This is a genomic window from Acinetobacter sp. YH12043, from assembly GCF_013419915.1.
Classification (GTDB): Bacteria; Pseudomonadota; Gammaproteobacteria; order Pseudomonadales; family Moraxellaceae; genus Acinetobacter.
Genome location: NZ_VOZD01000028.1, coordinates 1 through 20372, shown reverse-complemented (window position 1 = coordinate 20372; position 20372 = coordinate 1). Strand labels below are relative to the sequence as shown.

Below are 20372 nucleotides of genomic sequence, written 5' to 3'. Positions count from 1 at the left end.
CTGTTTAATTAGACATATCAGTTTTTTTAATTCCAATAATCAAATAAAAGCACAATAATTTGAAACAATTTCGTGCAATTTTGTCGAGTTGCGCTAGTCCTAGAGCACAAGTCGATGTAACATATCGGGTCTTTAAATTTAACTGTGATAGGACTATGCGCGAGTACGCTGTATTTACTTCGGAATCTGTAAGCGAAGGCCATCCAGATAAAATGGCTGACCAAATCAGTGATGCTATCTTGGATGCAATCTTAAAAGAAGACCCATACGCACGGGTTGCTTGTGAAACGCTTGTAAAAACAGGTGCGGTTGTACTTGCCGGTGAAATCACAACAACTGCGAACATCGATTTTGAAGCGGTTGTCCGCCATACCGTTAACAGTATTGGTTATCATCATTCTGACCTAGGTTTTGATGGTTCGACCTGTGCGATCATCAACATGATCGGTAAGCAGTCTCCTGAAATTGCTCAGGGTGTAGACCGTCAGAAACCTGAAGATCAAGGTGCTGGCGACCAGGGCTTGATGTTTGGTTATGCCAGCCGTGAAACTGATGTACTCATGCCTGCGCCAATTTCTTATGCGCACCGCTTAATGGAAAAACAGGCTGAATTACGCCGTAACGGTACATTGCCTTGGTTACGTCCAGATGCAAAAAGCCAGGTGACTTTCGCTTATGAAAATGGCGTACCTGTTCGTCTAGATGCTGTTGTGCTTTCAACTCAACACGATCCTGAAATTTCACAAGCTCATTTAAAAGAAGCTGTGATTGAAGAAATCGTGAAAAAAATCATTCCTGCCGACATGTTCCATGCAGACACCAAATTCCACATCAATCCGACCGGGATGTTTGTGATCGGTGGTCCTGTAGGTGACTGTGGTCTGACTGGCCGTAAAATCATTGTAGATACTTACGGCGGTATGGCACGTCACGGCGGTGGTGCATTCTCTGGTAAAGATCCATCAAAAGTTGACCGTTCTGCTGCTTATGCAGGCCGTTATGTTGCGAAAAACATTGTCGCTGCGGGTCTTGCAGATAAATGTGAAATTCAGGTGTCTTATGCAATTGGTGTTGCCGAGCCAACTTCAATTTCAATCAATACCTTCAATACAGGCAAAGTGTCGGATGAATTGATCGTTCAATTGGTTCGTGAGCACTTTGACCTGCGTCCATATGGTATTACCCGTATGTTGAACCTGATCCAGCCAATGTATAAACAGACTGCGGCTTATGGTCACTTTGGTCGTGAAGGTTCAGATACTGCATTTACTTGGGAAAAAACTGACAAAGTCGAAGCACTTAAAGCATCTGCTGGTCTATAAGTTTTCAAGTTTTAAAAGCTCGCTTTATGCGGGCTTTTTTTATGGCTTCTACTTTTAGCCTGACAAAAATTGAGCTGGAAATAGTTGTGTTTTGTTACATCTAAAACTCATATTAAAACGGATAAACTTATTCTTTATAAGCAGTGAGAAGCAATCCATATAAGGGTTGTAAGAAAATACATTCAAATAATCAGACAATTTATATCTAGCAAAAATTGTATAAGCCTTTATAAAAATTACATTTAGCGAACAAATTCTGATCTAATTATTAGCATAAATTCAAATAAATACTCGCTAGACTGTTTTCGACCTTACAACTACAAAGGATATGACACGATGAATAAATTACTTGTTGCTTTGGGTTTAGTTGCTACCGTAACACTGGTGGGTTGTAGTAAAGAAAAACAGCCTGAGACTGGCGCGACTACAGGTGAGCATTTAGAAAATGCTGCTACTCAAGCCGGCCATGATATGGAAGATGCCACTCATGAGGCGTCTCAGGAAACTGACCAAGCCATGGATAATGCGGCTGCAAATGCTTCCCGTGCCGCTGATGAAGCCGCCGCTGCGACTTCTCGAGCAGCAGATGCAACTGCTGAAGCCGCTAAAAACGCGACTGCTGCAACTGCCGGTGCTATTGAAGAAGGTGCAGGCAAAGTACGCGAGAAAGCTGAAAATTAATTTTTAAAGCTTTAGATCTTTAAAAGCCTGCTTTGCAGGCTTTTAAACTTTTTATACATTTCACTATTAGGCAGGTGATTGTTCTAATTAAGCTGATATCTTTTGAAATAATCACGACCTTATATCATTTAAAGTCATAATTATTATCAGTTATCAGGATGTTTAATTGGCTCTTAGAAATTCTAGATCAGCCCATTTTAGTGAGAAATTGCGTAATATACGCGACTTTATTTTTTAAAGCTTGATCTCCCATGTTTGTTATTGCTGCGTCTTCCCAGCGATCGAATCTCTCGGTCTGGGTGGCTTTTATTTTACTTGTATTAGGAACTGTCGGTGCCTATCACATCGTGGGCCTGAACCAGGCTCTATTATTTCTGGTGGGTGGTGCACTGGGCATGACCTTGTATCATGCCTCGTTTGGTTTCACCTCCAGCTGGCGCGTCTTTATTAAAGAACGTCGTGGTCGTGGCTTACGTGCCCAAATGATCATGCTGGGTCTTGCTGTCTTGCTATTTTTTCCTGCTTTAGGCGCAGGTGAACTGTTCGGTAATCCAGTTCAAGGCTTTGTCAGTCCAGTTTCGCTTTCTGTGGTAATTGGTGCATTTATATTCGGGATTGGCATGCAGCTCGGTGGCGGTTGTGCATCAGGCACACTTTATACCGTTGGTGGTGGTAGTGCCCGTATGCTGGTAACTCTGTTCTTCTTCTGTGCCGGCTCACTGATTGCGACTTCGCATATTGACTGGTGGTTTAACCTGCCTCATTTCGCACCTATCTCCATTGTAGAAAGTTTTGGTGTCATTCCTGCACTTGTTTTGAGTTTCATTATTTTTGCTGTCATTGCGGCTGCAACTGTATTTTTTGAAAAGAAACGTCATGGCAACCTGGAAATTGAAGCTCGAAGCCAGCATCAGGGCTGGAAACGCTTTTTGCGTGGTCCATGGCCATTAATCTGGGGCGGAATCATTTTAACCCTGCTTAACTTTGCTACTTTGGCGCTGGCTGGTCGTCCATGGGGAGTTACTTCTGCCCTTGCTGTTTGGGCCGCGAAATCTGCAAGTTTTGTTGGAATTGATGTAGCCTCTTGGGCGTATTGGCAGCAACCAGCAAATGCCAAAGCCTTATCTGAATCGCTCTGGTTCGATATTACGTCTATGATGAACTTTGGCATCATGCTTGGTGCATTATTGGCCGCCAGTCTGGCAGGTAAATTTGCTCCAAATTTCAATATTCCAAAACGTTCATTGGTTGCTGCAGTTATTGGCGGTTTGATGCTTGGCTACGGCGCTCGTCTGGCTTATGGCTGTAATATCGGTGCCTATTTTAGTGGTATTGCTTCAGGCAGCGTACATGGCTGGTTATGGCTGGTCTTCGCATTCCTTGGAAATGGGCTTGGGGTAAAACTTCGTCCAATTTTCTTCCCCGGTGAGAAACCTCAACCAGAAAAATTAACTGGTTGCTAAATAAAAAAGCCCATCTTTGCGATGGGCTTTTTTTTAGCTTACTACTTATAACGCAGCTTTTAGATTACAACCATAATTCATGGTTTGTTGAACCTGACGATAAGCCGTATAACGGTCCAGAATAAAAGTATAGAACTGATCGCTAGATGCAAAATTGGATTTCAGGTCTTCATTCTCGGCTTTAGGCAATTGAATTTCGTCGACCAGATTCAGATTATAATGCCCCAAGCGATACATCTCAGCAAAATAACCATTCATCATGTCACAATAGGCCACTTTACTGGATTTTAGCGCAGTCCGGCTGACAGGATGCTGATTCAAGGTTTGCAGGTTATTCACATCCAAAGGCAACTGATGAGAAAAGGCAATGCTTTCTACTTTTTTAAATTGCTGAAAGTCCTGTGCCAACTTACTGTTTAGATCATCAAAACGTTGCTGTAATTCCTGTGCACTTTTAACCTGATATTTACCCGGATCTACTGCTATTTTCTGTTGCTCTGCTGAACATGCAGCCAATCCAGTTACCATAGCTAATGATGCCAGCCATACCTTCATATCTATACACTCGATCTAAATATTAGCTGTCATTATGCCTTAAACTTGGGCGAAGATTTTATTTAAAGTACTTTCTCATTCATATAACGCCAGTAGCGTTTAGGTACATACTGGATATGCAGCTTCATATTTTGTCGTGCCTGAATATTCACGCTTTTAAAATAATCTTTCCAAAGCTGATCATAGAGTACTTCTTCATCATCCAGTTCAATGCTAAAAGACTGACTATGTCCAATCCGGATTTGTGGATCAACTATTTCTGCATTCATTTCTATCTGATGTACATCATCTAAATCGTAATAGATGCCGTACTGGCGCTGCTCATCATAAATTAGCCAACGCTGATCTTGGTAACGTTCCTTAAAATGCGGGGAAATAATCGGCAGTACATTAAAATCCGGTTTGACCAGACTGAGAAACAATCCATCTTTGGCCTTTTTGAAGCGGACAAAAGCTTCCATACGATGCTTTTCACGCCCGACCTGTTTCATCCATTGTGACATTCCGATGACTGCATGATGGCCATAATCTTTATCAACCGGCCGCTGATTTTGGAATACATAGACCGCAAAATCGAACAGGTTCTGAAATGCCTGTTCTTTTTCAGAAAGAAAAGCATAATAAAAGGCTTTTAAACTACTGGATGATATTTTCTGTTTTAAGCCTTGCCAGACCCGCTGCCCATGACTTTCATTCGAGGCCACATGAATAAAATCATCGAATAGGCCATTTTGGGCCTGCGGATTAGCCGTCACTTTGACATCAAACTCTTTAAATTCAAAAGCCCGAAATACACAGCTTAATAAACCGGTCATGGTGCCATCAAAACAGTAGTGTGCCATCAGAAACCAAATCCCAGTTGAGGTGACAGTTGCTGCTGATATTTGGACTGACCCGCTTGTAAAATCTGCTGGCGAATCTGCTGGGATTGCTGCTCCTTTTTAAATTTCGGTGTATCTGCACAGCGAATAAAATGCTGCGCCCGGTTATACGCCACGCCCATCCGTTTTAGTTGATCGATATGAATCTGACCAAAACGGCGTGCCTGTACAATCTTTTTGGCAGAACGTACTCCAATGCCAGGCACGCGTAATATTATCTTGTAGTCGGCTCGGTTAATATCAACCGGGAAGGCCTCCGGATGGCGTAAAGCCCAGCTCAGTTTTGGATCAATATCCAGATCCAGATTTGGATGCTGGTCATCCACAATTTCATCTGCTTCAAAACCATAAAAGCGCATCAGCCAGTCAGACTGATATAGACGATTTTCTCTTAATAAGGGTGGCGCTGAGCCGATTGCAGGTAAGGCTTTTTCTTCGGGATTAATCGGAATATAGCCAGAAAAATACACGCGTTTCAGCTTAAATTCCTTGTAGTGCCGATCAGCCATCAAAATAATATCTTTGTCCGTTTCACTATGCGCACCGACCACCATTTGCGTGGTCTGTCCTGCGGGAACAAATTTGGGAACGGATTTGATGATCTTACGTTCATCTTTCAACTGGATTAAGCGATCCCGTACAATTCCCAGATCTTTTTGCACTTCTGTATGGGTTTTCTCTGGAGCAAACTTTTGCAAGCCAGCTTCGGTTGGCATTTCCAGATTAATACTCATCCGGTCGACATATAAACCTGCTTCAGTAATGATTTCCTGCGATGCTCCGGGAATGGTTTTAAGATGAATATAACCATTAAAATTTTCTTCAAGACGCAGCTTTTTCACCACCTGCAACATCCGCTCCATGGTGTAATCTGCTGATTTAAAAATTCCCGAACTGAGAAACAGCCCTTCAATATAATTACGGCGATAAAAATTCATGGTCAGATCGACCACTTCCTGCACGGTAAATGCAGCACGTTTTACGTCATTGGAACGACGAGAGACACAATAGGCACAGTCAAAAATGCAGACATTTGAAAACAGTATTTTCAGTAATGAGACACAGCGACCATCTTCGGTATAGCTATGACAGATTCCATTTCCGGTATTGCCCAAGCCTTTGTCTTTATTTTTACGGTTACTGCCACTCGATGAACAGGACACATCATATTTGGCAGCATCAGCTAAAATTTGTAGTTTTTCTCGGATACGATCAGACATGATTTCAGCAAGTTGTTGGCTAAAAACCTATTATAAATTTTCCCCGTTATGCACTATAGCTTTCCTGTCTTTATAGCGACATCTCATGTCGTAAGAAATGTAATTGAACCGTTATCCATACAGCATTATTTCAAAATAAAATAACCAATATGATTTGCTTAATTTTGCGGCTATAGGCAAAGTAGATAGAGTAACAGGGAGCAAATCTATGTCTTTATTAGAAAAACTCGGAATAAAACATCCTATTTTCTTGGCCCCTATGGCAGGCGTTTCGACACCTGAACTGGCAGCGGAAGTTTCAAATCAGGGTGGTCTGGGTTCGCTGGGCTTGGGAGCCAGCAGCGTAGAATCTGCGCGCCAGCAGATTTTAAAAACTCAGGAACTTACAGATTGCCCATTTCAGGTTAACTTTTTCTGTCATGACAGCCAGCCTCTTGATGAAAACGTAGCCCAAGCCTGGATTGACCAGTTTAAAGATAAATTTGCTGAATACGGAATTAATCCACCCACTCAATTGAACTGTATTTACCCAAGTTTTAAAGACAATGATGACTTCCTGAATCTGGTTCTGGAAACCAGACCATGTGCGGTCAGCTTTCATTTTGGTATTCCTCTTCCGCATCAGATTCAGGCTCTAAAAGATGCCGGTATTCTGACGATGGTATCTGCAACCAATTTTGCTGAGGCCAAAGCCATTCAAGCAGCAGGGATTGATATCATCATTGCTCAAGGCATTGAGGCTGGAGGTCACCGGGGTATCTTTAGTACCAAATTTGATGCCTCAGTCAAAACCTCCAATCTGGTCAAGTTAATAAAACAGCATTTTTCACTGCCGGTGGTTGCTGCAGGCGGAATCATGAATGGTGAACAAGCTCGTCAGATGATAGACTTTGGCGCTGAAGCAGTACAATTGGGTACAGCATTTGTTCAATGCAAATCTTCCAATGCCAATGACGCCTATCGTAAAGCGCTACTGTCCAAGCCGCTAACTCAAGTTAGTGCCAGCATTTCCGGCCGTCCAGCGCGTGGCATCATTAATCACTGGCACATAGACGTAGACACGCCTAATCGTCTGGATGTACCTGCCTATCCATATACTTATGATCTGGCCAAGCAGTTACATGCAGCAGCGTCCAAACATGGTGATCAGGGTTATGGCGCATTTTGGGCAGGTTCAAATGTGACGCAAATTCGTGAGATGGAAGCTTCTGATTTAATTAATCAGTTAGTGCTGGAAATGAAACAAAAATAAAGCAAAATTTAATTTTAGAACATAAAAAAACCTCTCCAAAGAGAGGTTTTTTTATATCGTTCTTTTAACGAGTCATACGATGCCAAGCATCTTTGATCGCAAATTTTGCTTCTTCCCAATTCAAACGAGATTCACCTTTTACCTGTTCCCATTTGGTTCGTAATTCAGGTTCGGCATGTTCGAAGTCAGTTTGACGGTCATATAGCGGACGGTTTTCATAACCAACCCGATAAGCACCACGATAGTCACGATCATAGTCGAGATCGCTGTAAGTAGTGCGTGATTCCGTATAATACGGACGGTTGGTATGCTCAGTTCTCCAGTAATCATCTTCCTGCTTAATCGTGTCCGGATGCTGATAATTATCTGCCTCTGGATGATTTTCTGGATGCTCATAGTTATCCGTTTGTTTCGGATGATCAGGTGAAGCAATATCATTCCCTGCAATACCGCCTACAACACCGCCAATGATACCGCCTACTACTGCCCCTGGAGGACCACCTACCAGACCGGCAGTCGCTCCAACTGCTGCCCCGCCTAAAGTACCTGCACTGGTAGCAAGTACATTATCCTCACCTTCATTCATATCTGGCACACGAGGATTATCTTTTTGAGGTGAATTTAAATCTGGTCGAGCACTGGCATCTGTTGCATCTTGATTTAATGCGTCACTACGTTCCTCTGGTAATTCAGTCGAGGTTTTATTGCCAAAGTCTGTAACTGGACGATTGGTATTTGTCATTATAGATCTCCCTTGATCATGAGAATGAACAAGATTGAATAAACATCTTGCCATGCTAGAAATTCAGCTTAGAGCAATTTCACGTAAACAATGTCCATGTCATGTCCAGTTTCAGTGAACTTAATATGCGGCTATGTTCACTACAGTCTTTAATGTAACGGAAGCATATAAAATTTTAGCTATAAGATAAAAAAGGTACTGTATTTACTACAGTACCTTTTGAAATAAGTAGGAAATCTATCTTTTTATTTAGTTTCTAACAGATTTACCTGATCTATTTGTACATCGCTCATGATATGTCCATGTTCCAGTAATCCATTAAAATAGTTTTCCACCACTTTATATTGATCGGCAGTGTTTTCTACTTGATACATATTTTGACGGAATTCATTACTCGAACGTAGACCTTTGGTATACCAGGCAATATGCTTACGCGAAATACGGCAACCTGAATATTCACCATAAAACTCATAAAGCTCGGATAAATGCCCTAGTAGCACATCTTTCACTTCAGCAATACTTGGCGCAGCCAGATGCTCTCCGGTTTTTAAATAGTGTGCAATTTCACGAAAAATCCAGGGGCGACCTTGTGCTGCACGGCCGATCATAATGGCATCCGCACCTGTATAGTCCAGTACATATTTGGCTTTCTCAGGGCTATCAATATCTCCGTTCGCAATCACGGGAATATTCAGCATTCCTTTCACTTCCTTAATTAAAGAATAGCGTGCCGTATTGAGGTACATGTCTTCACGAGTACGGCCATGTAATGCCAGCGCTGCAATCCCCGCGTCTTCAGCACGTTTTGCAACTCGCAGAATATTTTCATGACCGTTGAGATAGCCCAAACGGGTTTTTAAAGTCACAGGAACATCAACTGCAGCAATGACTGCATCTAAAATACGTGCAACCAGATCTTCATCCTTTAACAAGGCAGAACCGGCCAGCTTATTACAGACTTTCTTTGCTGGACAACCCATATTAATATCAACAATTTGTGCCCCATTTGCAACCTGATAACGCGCTGCCTCAGCTAAGTCATGCGGATCAGAACCGGCAATCTGCGCTGAAATTGGTGCCAGCTCACCATCAAAATTCGCCCGATATAAGCTTTTTTTACTCATGCGCAAGGTCTTGTCAGAAGTCATCATTTCACTGGCTGCATGACCCGCACCGAAGTACTTGCATAAGGTTCTAAATGGACGATCGGTGACACCTGCCATGGGAGCGACAATCAAATTATTTGACAGTTGATAGGGACCAATATACATATAAATTCATCACTTTTCTGATGGGCATAGTATACTGCATCTGCCTTGTTCACTCATCTTTTCAATTTATTTACGACACCATGAACAAATATTTTGCTCAAGTTTTTTCTCTTAAGTCCGTATCCATACTTGCTTTATCTATTAGCCTTGTAGGGTGTGGCAATGGTTCATGGTGGTCAAATGATGAACCAACTCTTGAAGTTGAACATATTCGCAAAGCCATTCCAGGTCGTGTCAGCCAGCGTGAATCCTGGGCACAAGATATTTATGACATCACTGACCAGCTCGGTATTCCACAAACCAAAGAGAATATCTGTTCAATCGTGGCAGTTGTCGATCAGGAATCTAACTTTAATGCAGACCCGGTAGTTCCTGGTCTTGGTGAAAAAGCCGTTAAAGAAGTTCAGGAACGTCTGGAAGAAAAATTTAAAGATAAACTTGGTGAAAGTATCGGTGGAACAGTTGCAGGATATTTCCAGGATGTACTGAAAAACCAGCCAAGCCCAGAAGACAATTATCTAAGCCAGATGCGCCGGGTCAAAACCGAACGTCAATTAGATGAACTTTATCGTGAAATCTTTGATTACATGGCCAAGCATTATCATGTAAGTGCACTGACAGGTGCAGCCAAACTATTTGGACAAAATATTGGCGAAAAAATGAATCCGATTACAACTTTGGGTTCCATGCAGGTTCATATCAGCTATGCCAAGGAATATAAACGTCAAGGGGGCAGTATTGCTGATTTGCGTAGTGACCTGTATAGCCAGTATGGTGGACTGTATTATGGGATTCATCGATTGATGATGTACCCTGCGGATTATGAAAAACCGATTTATCGTTTTGCTGATTATAACTCTGGGATGTATTCCAGCCGTAATGCAGCATTCCAGAGCATGTTAAATAGCTTAACCGATGCCGAATTGAGCCTGGATGGCGATTTACTACTATATACTAAAGATGGCGCGATTCGCTCACAAAAGAGTCAATCTGAACGAGAGCTCATCAGCGTTTTTGCAAAAAATAATTTTATTATTACTGAACGTCAGATTCGGGCGGATTTAAAAAAAGAAAAAGTTAAAGATTTTGAAGATACTATGACTTATCGTGGCATCAGTAAACTTTATCAAGAAAAAACCGGTAAAGAGCCAATTTATGCAATGATGCCAGAAGTCGTGATCTCAGGCCCAAAATTGAGTCGTGAGTATAATACTAACTGGTTTGCCAGCCGTGTCGATGGTCGTTATCAAACATGCATGCGCCGCATCAAAAACATAAAACTCTAGCCTTATTTGATTTTGATGGAACCCTGTATCCTTATGACAGTTTTACAGGGTTCATTTTCTATGCTTTAAAGAAAAGGCAGATTTTAAAACGTGGCATTCGTATTCTGCCTTGGATTCAGGCTTACTATCTTAAGCTCTATCCTGCTCATGCAATGCGCCCAAAGCTGTATTACACCATGTTCAAAAATAGTCATGCGCATGAAATTCAGCAGCTTGCCGAAGAATTTGCACAGCAGCTTGTTTTAAGATTAAATCCCAAGCTATTAAAGCAACTTAGACAACATCAGCAACTCGGGCATCAAGTCGTTCTCGTTTCTGCTTCACTGGATTTATATTTAAAACCGGTTTGTACTTATTTAGGCATTGACCTGATTTGTAGTGAAGTAGAAATTCTGACAGGCAAAATGACAGGTTTATACAACACACCTGATTGTAGTAAGGATCAGAAGAAAAGTAGAATCTTGGAAAAATATAATTTAGAAGATTATGCTGAAATTTATGCTTATGGAAATAGCGAAGAAGATGAGGCAATGTTATGCCTTGCACAGTATGCTTATCTGGAAGGACGAGATAAAGTACTTCCACTACTTGAAATGAATTTACCCGAGTCTGAGCTTAAAATAATTAATTAAACTGAGAATAATAAAAAACCGCTATGAATAGCGGTTTTTTATTGAAATCCATCTTACTTCTTAAACGGAAAAGCATATTTCACGATACGTTTAATTACGCTGCCATACTGTTTTACCAAACTGGCATTATTATAGTTTAAGCCGTATTTTTTACATACTGCTTCTACTTTTGGCGCCATTTGACGGTAACGGCGTGCAGGCACATCTGGATATAAGTGATGTTCAATCTGATGGCTTAAATGTCCAGTCAAAATATGAAACGCTTCAGAACCAGTCAAGTTTGAAGAACCACGAATCTGGCGCATATACCAGTGACCCCGACTTTCATTTTCCATAACAGCTTTCGGAAACACTTCTACATCTTTAGTAAAGTGACCACAGAAAATAATACTGAAAGTCCAGATATTACGAAGGCCATTTGCCACCAGGTTACCTGTCAATACCGGTAATGCTGCAGGACCTGCAATCAACGGGAAGAATACATAATCTTTGAATAATTGCTTGCCAATTTTACGCTGCATTGGCTTCCATTCTTCAAGAGTTTGTTCTTTGGTTTTACGGCCTTTGAAGTATTTACCCAATTCAAGGTTTTGAATGGCTACGCCCCACTGGAATAACAAGCAAAATGGAATACTGTAAATTGGCTGTAATAAATAACCTGGTTTCCAGCGTTGCTCAGGGAACAAACGCAACAAGCCATAACCAATATCATCATCCATGCCTTTAATGTTAGTATAAGTATGATGCTTGAAGTTATGGGTTTGACGCCAGTTGTCTGAAGTTCCGACAATATCCCACTCGTAGGTTTGGCCATTGAGCTTCGGATCATTCATCCAGTCATATTGACCGTGCATGACATTATGACCCAATTCCATATTTTCCATGATTTTGGCAAAGCCTAATAAGCCTGTACCCAACAACCATGCTGGCGGGAACCATCCTGCAAATAATAAGGCACGACCTGCAATCGATGAATAACGGATGCTCGAATATACGCGACGGATATATTTGGCATCTTTTTCACCTAAATCATCCAGCACTTCCTGTTTGATGGCATCAAGCTCACGTGCAAGTTCATCTAGCTCAGACTGGGTCAGTTCACGGTTTTTAGGATTTTTAAAATACTGTAATTTTACTGGCATATTCATAGGATAAAACTCGCTTATAAGTCGATGACAAGGTCAGTCTGCGCTGAGTTAACACAAATTTTTAAAAGATTACCCGGCTCGGTATTTTGTGCGCCATTGACCAGATTCTTGGTTGAACCTTCCGCTTTATTACAGGCACATTTATTACAGATACCCATACGACAGCCATGGGTCGGTCGGATATTCTGCTGTTCCAGACTCACCAGAATCGACTGGCCTTTTGGAATCGTGACGATTTTTTTTGATTGAGTCAGGGTTACATTGACAAAACCGGTATCAGCTTCATCATTCAGACTCATGCTGAACGCTTCACTTTTGAACAGTTTCGCTGAAGCAAACAGTCGTTCTGCAGTCGCAACAAAACCTGATGGTCCACATGCATAGACTGTACTTTGTTCCAATGCTTGCAATTGGTCTAGATAAGATTCATCAAGACGCGGCGCAGCCGGTTGTTCCTGAGTTGCAAATACCTGATAAGAAAAGTTTGAAAACTTTTGTGCCAGCTCTTCAAAACGCGCAATGAAAGCAGCATCCTGGTTTTTCTTAACCCAGTACCATAAAGTTACTGGTGCAACCAGTTCAGCTTTATCTTTTAAAGCTTCCAGCATACTCAGCATTGGGGTGATACCACTACCCGCAGCAAGCAAAAGCAATGGGCTGTCCTGTTCTGGCAAAGTCATGTCACCGAAAGGCTGACCGAATTCAATGATATCGCCGACTTCAGCCTGTTCAGCAAACCAGGTAGTAACTTTACCCGCATTCACTTTTTTAACCGTCAATAAAATATGCTGCTGATCAATACGGGTCAGACTATAGCTACGTTCATAACGAATGCCGTTCACCACCACAAATACAGGATGATGTTGGCCCGCCTGACCGAACTGGAATAAATGATTGACACGAATCGTCAGGCTCAGCATATCCTGCGCAGCATGTTCTTTGCGCACAATCTTGCCTAAGGGCTGATTCATTGACCATAAAGGATTTAATTTCTGCATCCAGAAATTAATCGCATATGGATCAATCACACTCTCTTTCAGCGTATTTAATGGCGTTTTAAGCTTTTCGAGTACAGGCATCGTTTTAGACATCACCTTGGATTTTTAATTATTATACACTTGTATATATATTTGTATATACATTTGTATTGTTTCTAATCATTTCACAAGCTGGACTGCCTTCGTTATAATGTGTTAATGCCTTTTACTAATCACCTCATGAATGAGCCTTCAATGAAAATAAGCAGTGACGCGTCTTTACCATCGAAAAGCATTGATGAGCCCATTATTGTCCGTAGTGTGGGCCGTAAAGCGACCATTACCAAGGAAGAACTGTTCCAGGCTGCTTTAAACCTGATCGGACCACAAAAAAGTATTTCATCTTTAAGCTTGCGTGAAGTTGCTCGTGAGGCTGGAATTGCTCCGAACAGTTTTTATCGTCATTTTAAAGATATCGATGAACTGGCGATTGAGCTGATTGATCGTGCCGGGATTGTGCTGCGTCAGATTCTCAATGAATCTCGTCTAAAAGCATCGAAACAGAACAGTATTATTCGTAGCTCTGTTGAAGTCTTTATTGCTCAGCTGGATGCTGATGAAGGCAATTTAAGCCTGTTGTTACGTGAAGGCTATACTGGTTCAAAATCTTATAAACAGGCAGTCGAACGCCAACTGAATTATTTCCAGCAGGAGCTTCAGGAAGACCTGATCCGTCTGGAACGACTAAATAATAAAAAATTATTTCATCCCGAGATTGCGGCCAGAGCGATTACCCAACTGGTATTTAATATGGGTGCCAATGTGATCGATATGGCACCTGAAGACCGTAAGGAAATTGCGGAACAGACCATGATCATGATTCGCATGATTCTGGAAGGTGCCCGTCATCTGGATCAATCTCAAATCCGTTAAGCCAGCTGAAAAAAAAGACTCTTAGTGAGTCTTTTTTATTACCAAGATTAAAGCTTATTCAATCTGGCTTTAACATGGTTTGCCGTCATTTCCGGATGCTCTAGTGGAAACATATGTCCGCCCTGCACCACCGAATAATGAATTTGGTAAACCTTATGCATGCCTTGTGGTAAACCTTGCTGATAAAACTGGCTGCGCTCTGCAGTGATTAAATGTATCGGAACCTGGGGTGGTTTTCTTGGTGTACGCCACCACCAAGCCGGTACAGTCCGGAAAATTTCTGCCTCAATCTGTTTGGGAATGGCTAAAGTTACCCCTCCACGCTCTTGATCAGGCACAATCCCGCTTTCGATATAATCCTGAAAACATTGCTCATCAAAATGCTTAAACAGACGATTCGATCTCAGCGCTTCAACGGCGTCCTGTTTAGATGGCCAGTAATCTTTACGTTTTAGGGTAATACCTGCCGGAGTGAAACGGTCAATACTTTTTAAGTTGAGCTTTTTCACGACTTCAAACAGTGCACTGTTTTTACCAATCACGAAAGGTGGATCCATGATCACCAGTTTGGAAAATAAATCCGGACGTTGATAGGCTGCCATTAAAGTTATCAAACCACCAAATGAATGTCCCAGCCCAATCACCTTTTGATCCGGAGATTGCTGCTGGATATCCTGTATCACTTCATTTACTAGATAACGCCAGTCTTTGGTAATTGGATAGGCTGGATTCATCCCGATCAGCGGAATTGCCTTGACCTGATATTCATCCTGAAAATAATTTAAAAACTTGCGATAGCTTGCCGATGGAATGCCATTGGCATGAGTAAAATGCAAAACCTGTTTCATTATTTTCTTTGATCATTTCTTTATAAAGTCTGAAAGAAGCTTAATATTGAAATGCAAAATTCTACAGAACCAAATTCATCAATCTATGACCTTTAAGTCACTATGAACTCATGTCTGGATATAGATGATTATTTTTTGGAAATAGTCAGGTTTTGCATCGGCAAAAAAGTGGCTCCACAACTGGCTTTATCTCCAGCAATGATTACAGCCCTGCCTTTGACTATTGTAGATAAATCACTAGCAATAGCTGTCACGGTAGTTTGGCACTTGGGACAGTAATGCTTCATGCCATTCAGATGCACCGCCATGCCATTAATTAAAAAAGAGTTTTCACATTCAGTGACCATACCGCCATGGCTGGTTTTTGCGCCAATAGTGATCAATGCTTTGGACATGATATTTTATTTCTTATTCTTAGAGGTGCTGATTTTAAACAATACAGAAAACATCAACCAGCATTCCCCGACCAAAAGCTCAATCATGACTCTAATTTTAGCCATAAAAAAAGCAGCCCGGAAGCTGCTTTCATAATTCATTAGATCTTATGGCTTAACCACGACCATTACTTGAATCGCTTCAGGTGTTACAGATAAACCTTCTAACAGACTCAAGCCTTCTTTTTGCAGCTTCTGTAAACGTGCGATTTCATCTTCACGGATACTTGGGTTGAACTGTTTCAGGTAAGTCAGACGGTCAATTTCATACTGCCATTTATTGCCATACGCTTCTTTAGCCTGCTGCCTGAAGTTTGGCAATGCTGAACGAGCCAGTTCCAATGCCTGTTGATAACGCGCTTCAATCACTTCACGGCGTGCTTTCACCACCTGACGGCAGCTATTGCCATCTAAATGATGTAGATATGGTTTCAGGATTTCAGGCGCAATCTTCTGAGACAGATCCTGACCTTTTTCACTCAGCAATACACGGATCAGCTGCTGTGGCAAGCTTGACGGTAAGTTCAGTGCTTTTGGTGCAACCACATCAACCTTGAACCACACTTCCATCAATACAGAACCTTGTGGCAATGCTGCAGACTTTAAGACCGCAACGTTGGTACTACCAAAGCCCTGAGTATTGATCATTTCCATCACGCTTTCAGTGAATGGATGCTCTAAAGTTAGATATTGAGCATCTTCACGGATCTGAGCCTGGTCACGATAGAAGGTGGCTGTCATACCCTCTTCATCCAGGGTCAAACCTTGTACCTGCATCTGATCCGTTGGCTTGATGATCACCGTACCATTGCTTTGCTCATCAAAGTCGATATTGGTCGATGCCATAAAACGCTTCATGAACATTGGCAAGGTGGTATTATCATCATAGTCTTCAAGCGCATTAACAATTTCCTGTGCCACGACGGGGCGGCAAGAATTGTACTCAAGTAGACGGTCACGACCTTCCTGCAACTCGGCTTCAAGCGCTTCACGTTGTACGCTAACTTCTTCCAGCAGATCTTCAAATTCCTGACCTTTATCTGCCAGCAAGCAATCTTTCAGGGCAACAATAAAGTTTTCTTGCAGCGTTTGCGCCGTTGGAGAAATGTTGCTGAAAATATTCAGCGCTTCGTTATACCAACGGAACATACGCTCCTGCGCAGTACCCACCAGATAAGGCACATGAATCTGGATACGGTTTTCCTGACCGATACGATCCAGACGACCAATACGCTGTTCCAAAACATCCGGATTGGCCGGTAAGTCAAACAGGATCAAGTCTGATGCAAACTGAAAGTTACGGCCTTCTGAACCGATTTCAGAACATAACAGAATCTGTGCACCATAAGATTCTTCAGCAAAATAAGCTGCTGCCTGGTCACGTTCCAAAAGACTCATGCCTTCATGGAACATGGCAGTACGGATACCTGCATGCAGACGTAATACATTTTCCAGTGCTTCAACCACTGGACCACTACGGGCAATCAGTAATACTTTTTTGTGTTTCAGATCAGTACGCAGCTTTTCCATCAACCACATTACACGCGGATCGGTTTCCATCCACGAGCCATCAAGTTGAGATTCTTCCGGCCACATCTGTTCACGTAGTTTGCCATCTTTAGACCAGTTTTCTGGCGCTGGCAATGGTGCTGGCTGACAGTCACGACCCGGGAAGCCCTGAATCGCTTCACGTGTGTTACGAAACAGGATACGACCCGTACCATGACGGTCTAGCAATTCATGAATGGCACGGAAACGTTGCTCTGGGGTATCTTCAATCGCATGACCAAGCAGGCTTTCAATCGCAGTGAAATGCTCAGCTTCCAGTGGAAGGTCTGACATCAGTACTTCAGCGATTTTAGCGGTATGCTGATATTGCTCTTCTTCATCTAGGAAACGATCCAATGAACTGAAACGTTGCGGATCAAGTAAACGTAGACGTGCAAAGTGAGATTCTACACCGAGCTGTTCTGGTGTTGCAGTCAATAACAATACGCCCGGTGTTTTCTCTGCCAGCTCTTCGATCAGATCATAACGGTCATTGCCGCCTTCTTCCTCAGACCACATCAGGTGATGCGCTTCATCGACAACCAACAGGTCAAAGCCCGCTTCAATCGCCTGTTCGCGTAGATCTTCGTGATCCACCATCAAGTCCACAGAAGCAATAATGCGCTGTTCGGTCAGGAATGGATTTAGTTCAGGATCATGCTCTTTGATCGATGCAGTACGAGCCAAATCAAATAGGGAGAATTCAAGATTGAAACGACGGCGCATCTCAATCATCCACTGATATTGCAGTGAATCCGGGACCAAGATCAGAATACGTTCAGAACGGCCAGTTTTAAGTTGCTGATGAATGATCAGACCTGCTTCGATGGTTTTACCCAAGCCTACTTCATCGGCCAGTAAAACACGCGGCGCGAAACGCTGACCGACTTCATGTGCGATATACAACTGGTGTGGAATCAGACCCACACGCGAACCGACCAAGCCACGCAATGGACTGGTTTGCATATTGGCTTGCATCAGCAAGGCTTCAATACGCAGGTCATACCACTCTTTATAGTCAATCTGGCTAGCCAGTAAACGATCTAAAGGTTTAGACAACTGGATCGTTGCACCTACACGGGTTTCATTTAAAGCTTTACGTTCTTCTGTACCATCTTCAAGAGTACGAACCACGTGATAACGCACTACACCATTGCGGTCTTCAACTGACTCAACGGTCCAGATCGTACCTTCCTGATCTTGCAGTTCGTCATTCGCATTAAATACGATACGAGATAAGGGTGCGTTACTGCGAGCATAGACGCGAGTTTCATCGCTTTTTGGGAATAAAATGCTGACCGATCGCTCATCAACATCAATGAGAACCCCTAAACCGAGTTCTGTTTCAGTATCTGATAACCAACGTTGACCAATAGCAAATTGCTGCAATTTTTCCACCTTTATCTTAAGTACAAGATTATGAATATCAGGCTCAATCACGAAACGTCATTTGAGCAAAATTTCACACCTTCAAGCAATGTATTTTGACATAAAGCCCACTAAAAAGTGAGCATAATTCACGTCGATTAAACAAGTATTTCCTAGAATTCAGCCGGACAATTAAATTCAACTAACTGTTGTGTTTTAGGATGATAAAAACTTAAACGCTCAGCATGTAAGCACAGACGTGGACTAAGCTGTTGCTGCTTTGGCGTCGCATACAAGGTATCGCCAATAATCGGATGTCCGAGATATTGCATATGTACACGGAGCTGATGTGAACGACCAGTAATCGGAGTCAGTTTCACCCGAGTCACTGCTTGCCCCTGAATTTCAAAATGTTCGATGGCCAGCCATTCTGTAATTGCCGGCTTATTATGATTCGGTTCAGCAATATGCAGTGGTGGACGGCTTGGATCATAAATGACAGGCACATCAACTGTACCCTTGCCTTCTAATGTTCCAGCCACGATGGCCTGATAGGTTTTATCGGTTTGGCGTTCCTGGAACTGGCGAGAAATGGATTTTTGCCCTTCTCGGCTTAAAGCAAATACTAAGATACCGGAAGTGTCTCGATCCAGACGATGGATCAGTAAAGTTTTAGGTTCTAATTTGATGAGGCGATTGATCAGGCAATCTTGTAAATCTTCTGTTTTACCGGGCACTGTGAGTAAGCCTGCAGGCTTATGGATGACCATAAAATCTTCATCACGATGTATCAGATGTTCGGTTAGAAAATTACTCAAAGTTCAATCCCACGCTGATCGCGAAAAACAAGGCGGCCATAATAGAAAGCTTGAGTGATAATTACAATGCGCATTTATGTAAATGGCGATGAAATTTCCGATTATTTTAAGAAAATTACCCAATTAGCGATTATCGACGTGCAGATTGCATTACAAAGCTCACTAAATCATGTAATGACGGGTGTTCCAGCACATCTTCATAACGCAGATCAGCACCATGCGCACGCCATGTGCCAACCAGACTGACTACTGCTACAGAGTCCAGTCCATACTGCTTTAAATCAGCATAAGGATCAATTTCCAGCGCATCTATATTCAGCTGTTCAGCTACTGCTAACATGATGCCTTTGGTTGACAATACATATTCTGACGGCGCACTTAAGTTCCACAATCGGGTCAGACTATAGCTGTTCATATGATGCAAACCTTGTGCCACTATATTCTCAATCCACTGGATATGCTGTTCCTGACTAGGCATCAAAATTGCATCATTAATTATGCAAATTTGGTCTGTCACACTTTGCAGATGTGGCAGGATCTGTTTCAGCATCGGTGTGATTTGTCCGGCAAAAATCAGTTGAGGATGAGTTGAAGCATATTCTCCAAGTTGCTGCATGCCTTGAATCAGGTCATCGCCATATAGGTCGACAATGGGAATATCCAGTGCTTTAGCTTTATTGCTGATCTGAATCAGATTATTCATCAGCTCAGTCTCTTGAATTTCAGTCTGCATTCTTAAATTATGCAGCCCAACCAAGACCAAGACTGAATCAGCAGCAGCAAGCTGCCATTTAGCTTGAGATGGAGCAAACTGGATTTTTTTGGGCATTGTATAGAGCATGGGAGTTTTATCTATTTAGCTTATTACCCGAATCGCGGATAAAAAATTGACTTGAAAAATAAGAGGACTAGAGCCATCAGTTGAGTTACCACACAAAACTTAAAACTCTAGTCCCGATGTTTAATAGTACCGAATTATTTTGCGTAATTGAT

Annotated in this window: 19 protein-coding genes; 7 read left to right on the top strand and 12 right to left on the bottom strand. The window is 42.2% G+C overall.

What is annotated here, in order from left to right:
• Nucleotides 1-155 precede the first annotated feature (155 nt).
• From metK to FTU01_RS12880, 3 genes are all read left to right on the top strand, one after another.
• The gene (gene metK / locus FTU01_RS12890) at nt 156-1322 is read left to right on the top strand and encodes a methionine adenosyltransferase (protein ID WP_004786281.1); all 1167 of its coding nucleotides are present in this window, start codon (nt 156-158) and stop codon (nt 1320-1322) included.
• Nucleotides 1323-1658: 336 nt separating this feature from the next.
• Nucleotides 1659-2003: a hypothetical protein gene (locus FTU01_RS12885; protein WP_180013114.1), complete on the top strand. Its 345-nt coding sequence runs from the start codon at nt 1659-1661 to the stop codon at nt 2001-2003.
• Between the two features lie 251 nt (nt 2004-2254).
• A complete protein-coding gene (locus FTU01_RS12880) occupies nt 2255-3466 on the top strand; it encodes a YeeE/YedE family protein (protein WP_180139390.1) in 1212 nt (403 codons plus the stop codon).
• Nucleotides 3467-3511: 45 nt separating this feature from the next.
• Here the strand turns inward: FTU01_RS12880 and FTU01_RS12875 are convergent, their stop codons facing one another.
• The 3 genes from FTU01_RS12875 to FTU01_RS12865 all read right to left on the bottom strand — a co-directional run bounded on the left by FTU01_RS12875 (nt 3512) and on the right by FTU01_RS12865 (nt 6122).
• Entirely contained in the window at nt 3512-4021 is a 510-nt protein-coding gene (locus tag FTU01_RS12875; protein WP_179993375.1) for a hypothetical protein, read from the bottom strand.
• 62 nt (nt 4022-4083) lie between these two features.
• A complete protein-coding gene (locus FTU01_RS12870) occupies nt 4084-4863 on the bottom strand; it encodes a TIGR03915 family putative DNA repair protein (protein WP_180139387.1) in 780 nt (259 codons plus the stop codon).
• A complete protein-coding gene (locus tag FTU01_RS12865; RefSeq protein WP_159123756.1) occupies nt 4863-6122 on the bottom strand; it encodes a putative DNA modification/repair radical SAM protein in 1260 nt (419 codons plus the stop codon). The genes FTU01_RS12870 and FTU01_RS12865 overlap by 1 nt, the downstream gene beginning before the upstream one ends.
• 208 nt (nt 6123-6330) lie before the next feature.
• Here FTU01_RS12865 and FTU01_RS12860 point away from each other — a divergent pair, with 208 nt between their 5' ends.
• The gene (locus tag FTU01_RS12860; protein ID WP_180139384.1) at nt 6331-7374 is read left to right on the top strand and encodes a nitronate monooxygenase family protein; all 1044 of its coding nucleotides are present in this window, start codon (nt 6331-6333) and stop codon (nt 7372-7374) included.
• Between the two features lie 64 nt (nt 7375-7438).
• On the opposite strand, the gene FTU01_RS12855 is transcribed toward FTU01_RS12860, so the two are convergent.
• Both FTU01_RS12855 and dusB read right to left on the bottom strand, forming a co-directional pair.
• A complete protein-coding gene (locus FTU01_RS12855) occupies nt 7439-8116 on the bottom strand; it encodes a hypothetical protein (RefSeq protein WP_125279326.1) in 678 nt (225 codons plus the stop codon).
• A gap of 245 nt (nt 8117-8361) precedes the next feature.
• Nucleotides 8362-9387, bottom strand: a complete 1026-nt coding sequence (gene dusB / locus FTU01_RS12850; protein WP_180139381.1) for a tRNA dihydrouridine synthase DusB — start codon at nt 9385-9387, stop codon at nt 8362-8364.
• Nucleotides 9388-9467: 80 nt separating this feature from the next.
• Here dusB and FTU01_RS12845 point away from each other — a divergent pair, with 80 nt between their 5' ends.
• Entirely contained in the window at nt 9468-10673 is a 1206-nt protein-coding gene (locus FTU01_RS12845) for a DUF1615 domain-containing protein (RefSeq protein WP_180139379.1), read from the top strand.
• The gene (locus tag FTU01_RS12840; protein ID WP_180139377.1) at nt 10640-11305 is read left to right on the top strand and encodes an HAD-IB family phosphatase; all 666 of its coding nucleotides are present in this window, start codon (nt 10640-10642) and stop codon (nt 11303-11305) included. The genes FTU01_RS12845 and FTU01_RS12840 overlap by 34 nt, the downstream gene beginning before the upstream one ends.
• A gap of 53 nt (nt 11306-11358) precedes the next feature.
• On the opposite strand, the gene FTU01_RS12835 is transcribed toward FTU01_RS12840, so the two are convergent.
• Complete coding sequence (locus FTU01_RS12835; RefSeq protein ID WP_004786314.1) at nt 11359-12453, bottom strand: acyl-CoA desaturase; 1095 nt, start codon at nt 12451-12453, stop codon at nt 11359-11361.
• 14 nt (nt 12454-12467) lie between these two features.
• On the bottom strand, nt 12468-13532 hold the full coding sequence (locus tag FTU01_RS12830; RefSeq protein WP_125279328.1) for a ferredoxin reductase: 1065 nt from the start codon (nt 13530-13532) through the stop codon (nt 12468-12470).
• Nucleotides 13533-13685: 153 nt separating this feature from the next.
• Between FTU01_RS12830 and fabR the strand changes: the two genes are divergently transcribed.
• Nucleotides 13686-14363, top strand: coding sequence for an HTH-type transcriptional repressor FabR (fabR, locus tag FTU01_RS12825; protein ID WP_004786319.1), 678 nt, complete (start codon nt 13686-13688; stop codon nt 14361-14363).
• A gap of 47 nt (nt 14364-14410) precedes the next feature.
• Here fabR and FTU01_RS12820 read toward each other — a convergent pair whose 3' ends face one another.
• The 5 genes from FTU01_RS12820 to FTU01_RS12800 all read right to left on the bottom strand — a co-directional run bounded on the left by FTU01_RS12820 (nt 14411) and on the right by FTU01_RS12800 (nt 20220).
• Nucleotides 14411-15211, bottom strand: coding sequence for an alpha/beta fold hydrolase (locus FTU01_RS12820; protein ID WP_034702914.1), 801 nt, complete (start codon nt 15209-15211; stop codon nt 14411-14413).
• Between the two features lie 128 nt (nt 15212-15339).
• A complete protein-coding gene (locus tag FTU01_RS12815; RefSeq protein WP_004786323.1) occupies nt 15340-15606 on the bottom strand; it encodes a PAAR domain-containing protein in 267 nt (88 codons plus the stop codon).
• Between the two features lie 147 nt (nt 15607-15753).
• Complete coding sequence (rapA, locus tag FTU01_RS12810; protein WP_159123766.1) at nt 15754-18591, bottom strand: RNA polymerase-associated protein RapA; 2838 nt, start codon at nt 18589-18591, stop codon at nt 15754-15756.
• A 143-nt stretch (nt 18592-18734) separates the two neighbouring features.
• Nucleotides 18735-19379: an RluA family pseudouridine synthase gene (locus FTU01_RS12805; protein WP_166135116.1), complete on the bottom strand. Its 645-nt coding sequence runs from the start codon at nt 19377-19379 to the stop codon at nt 18735-18737.
• A 130-nt stretch (nt 19380-19509) separates the two neighbouring features.
• A complete protein-coding gene (locus FTU01_RS12800; protein ID WP_180139376.1) occupies nt 19510-20220 on the bottom strand; it encodes a phosphopantetheine-binding protein in 711 nt (236 codons plus the stop codon).
• Nucleotides 20221-20372: the final 152 nt, after the last annotated feature.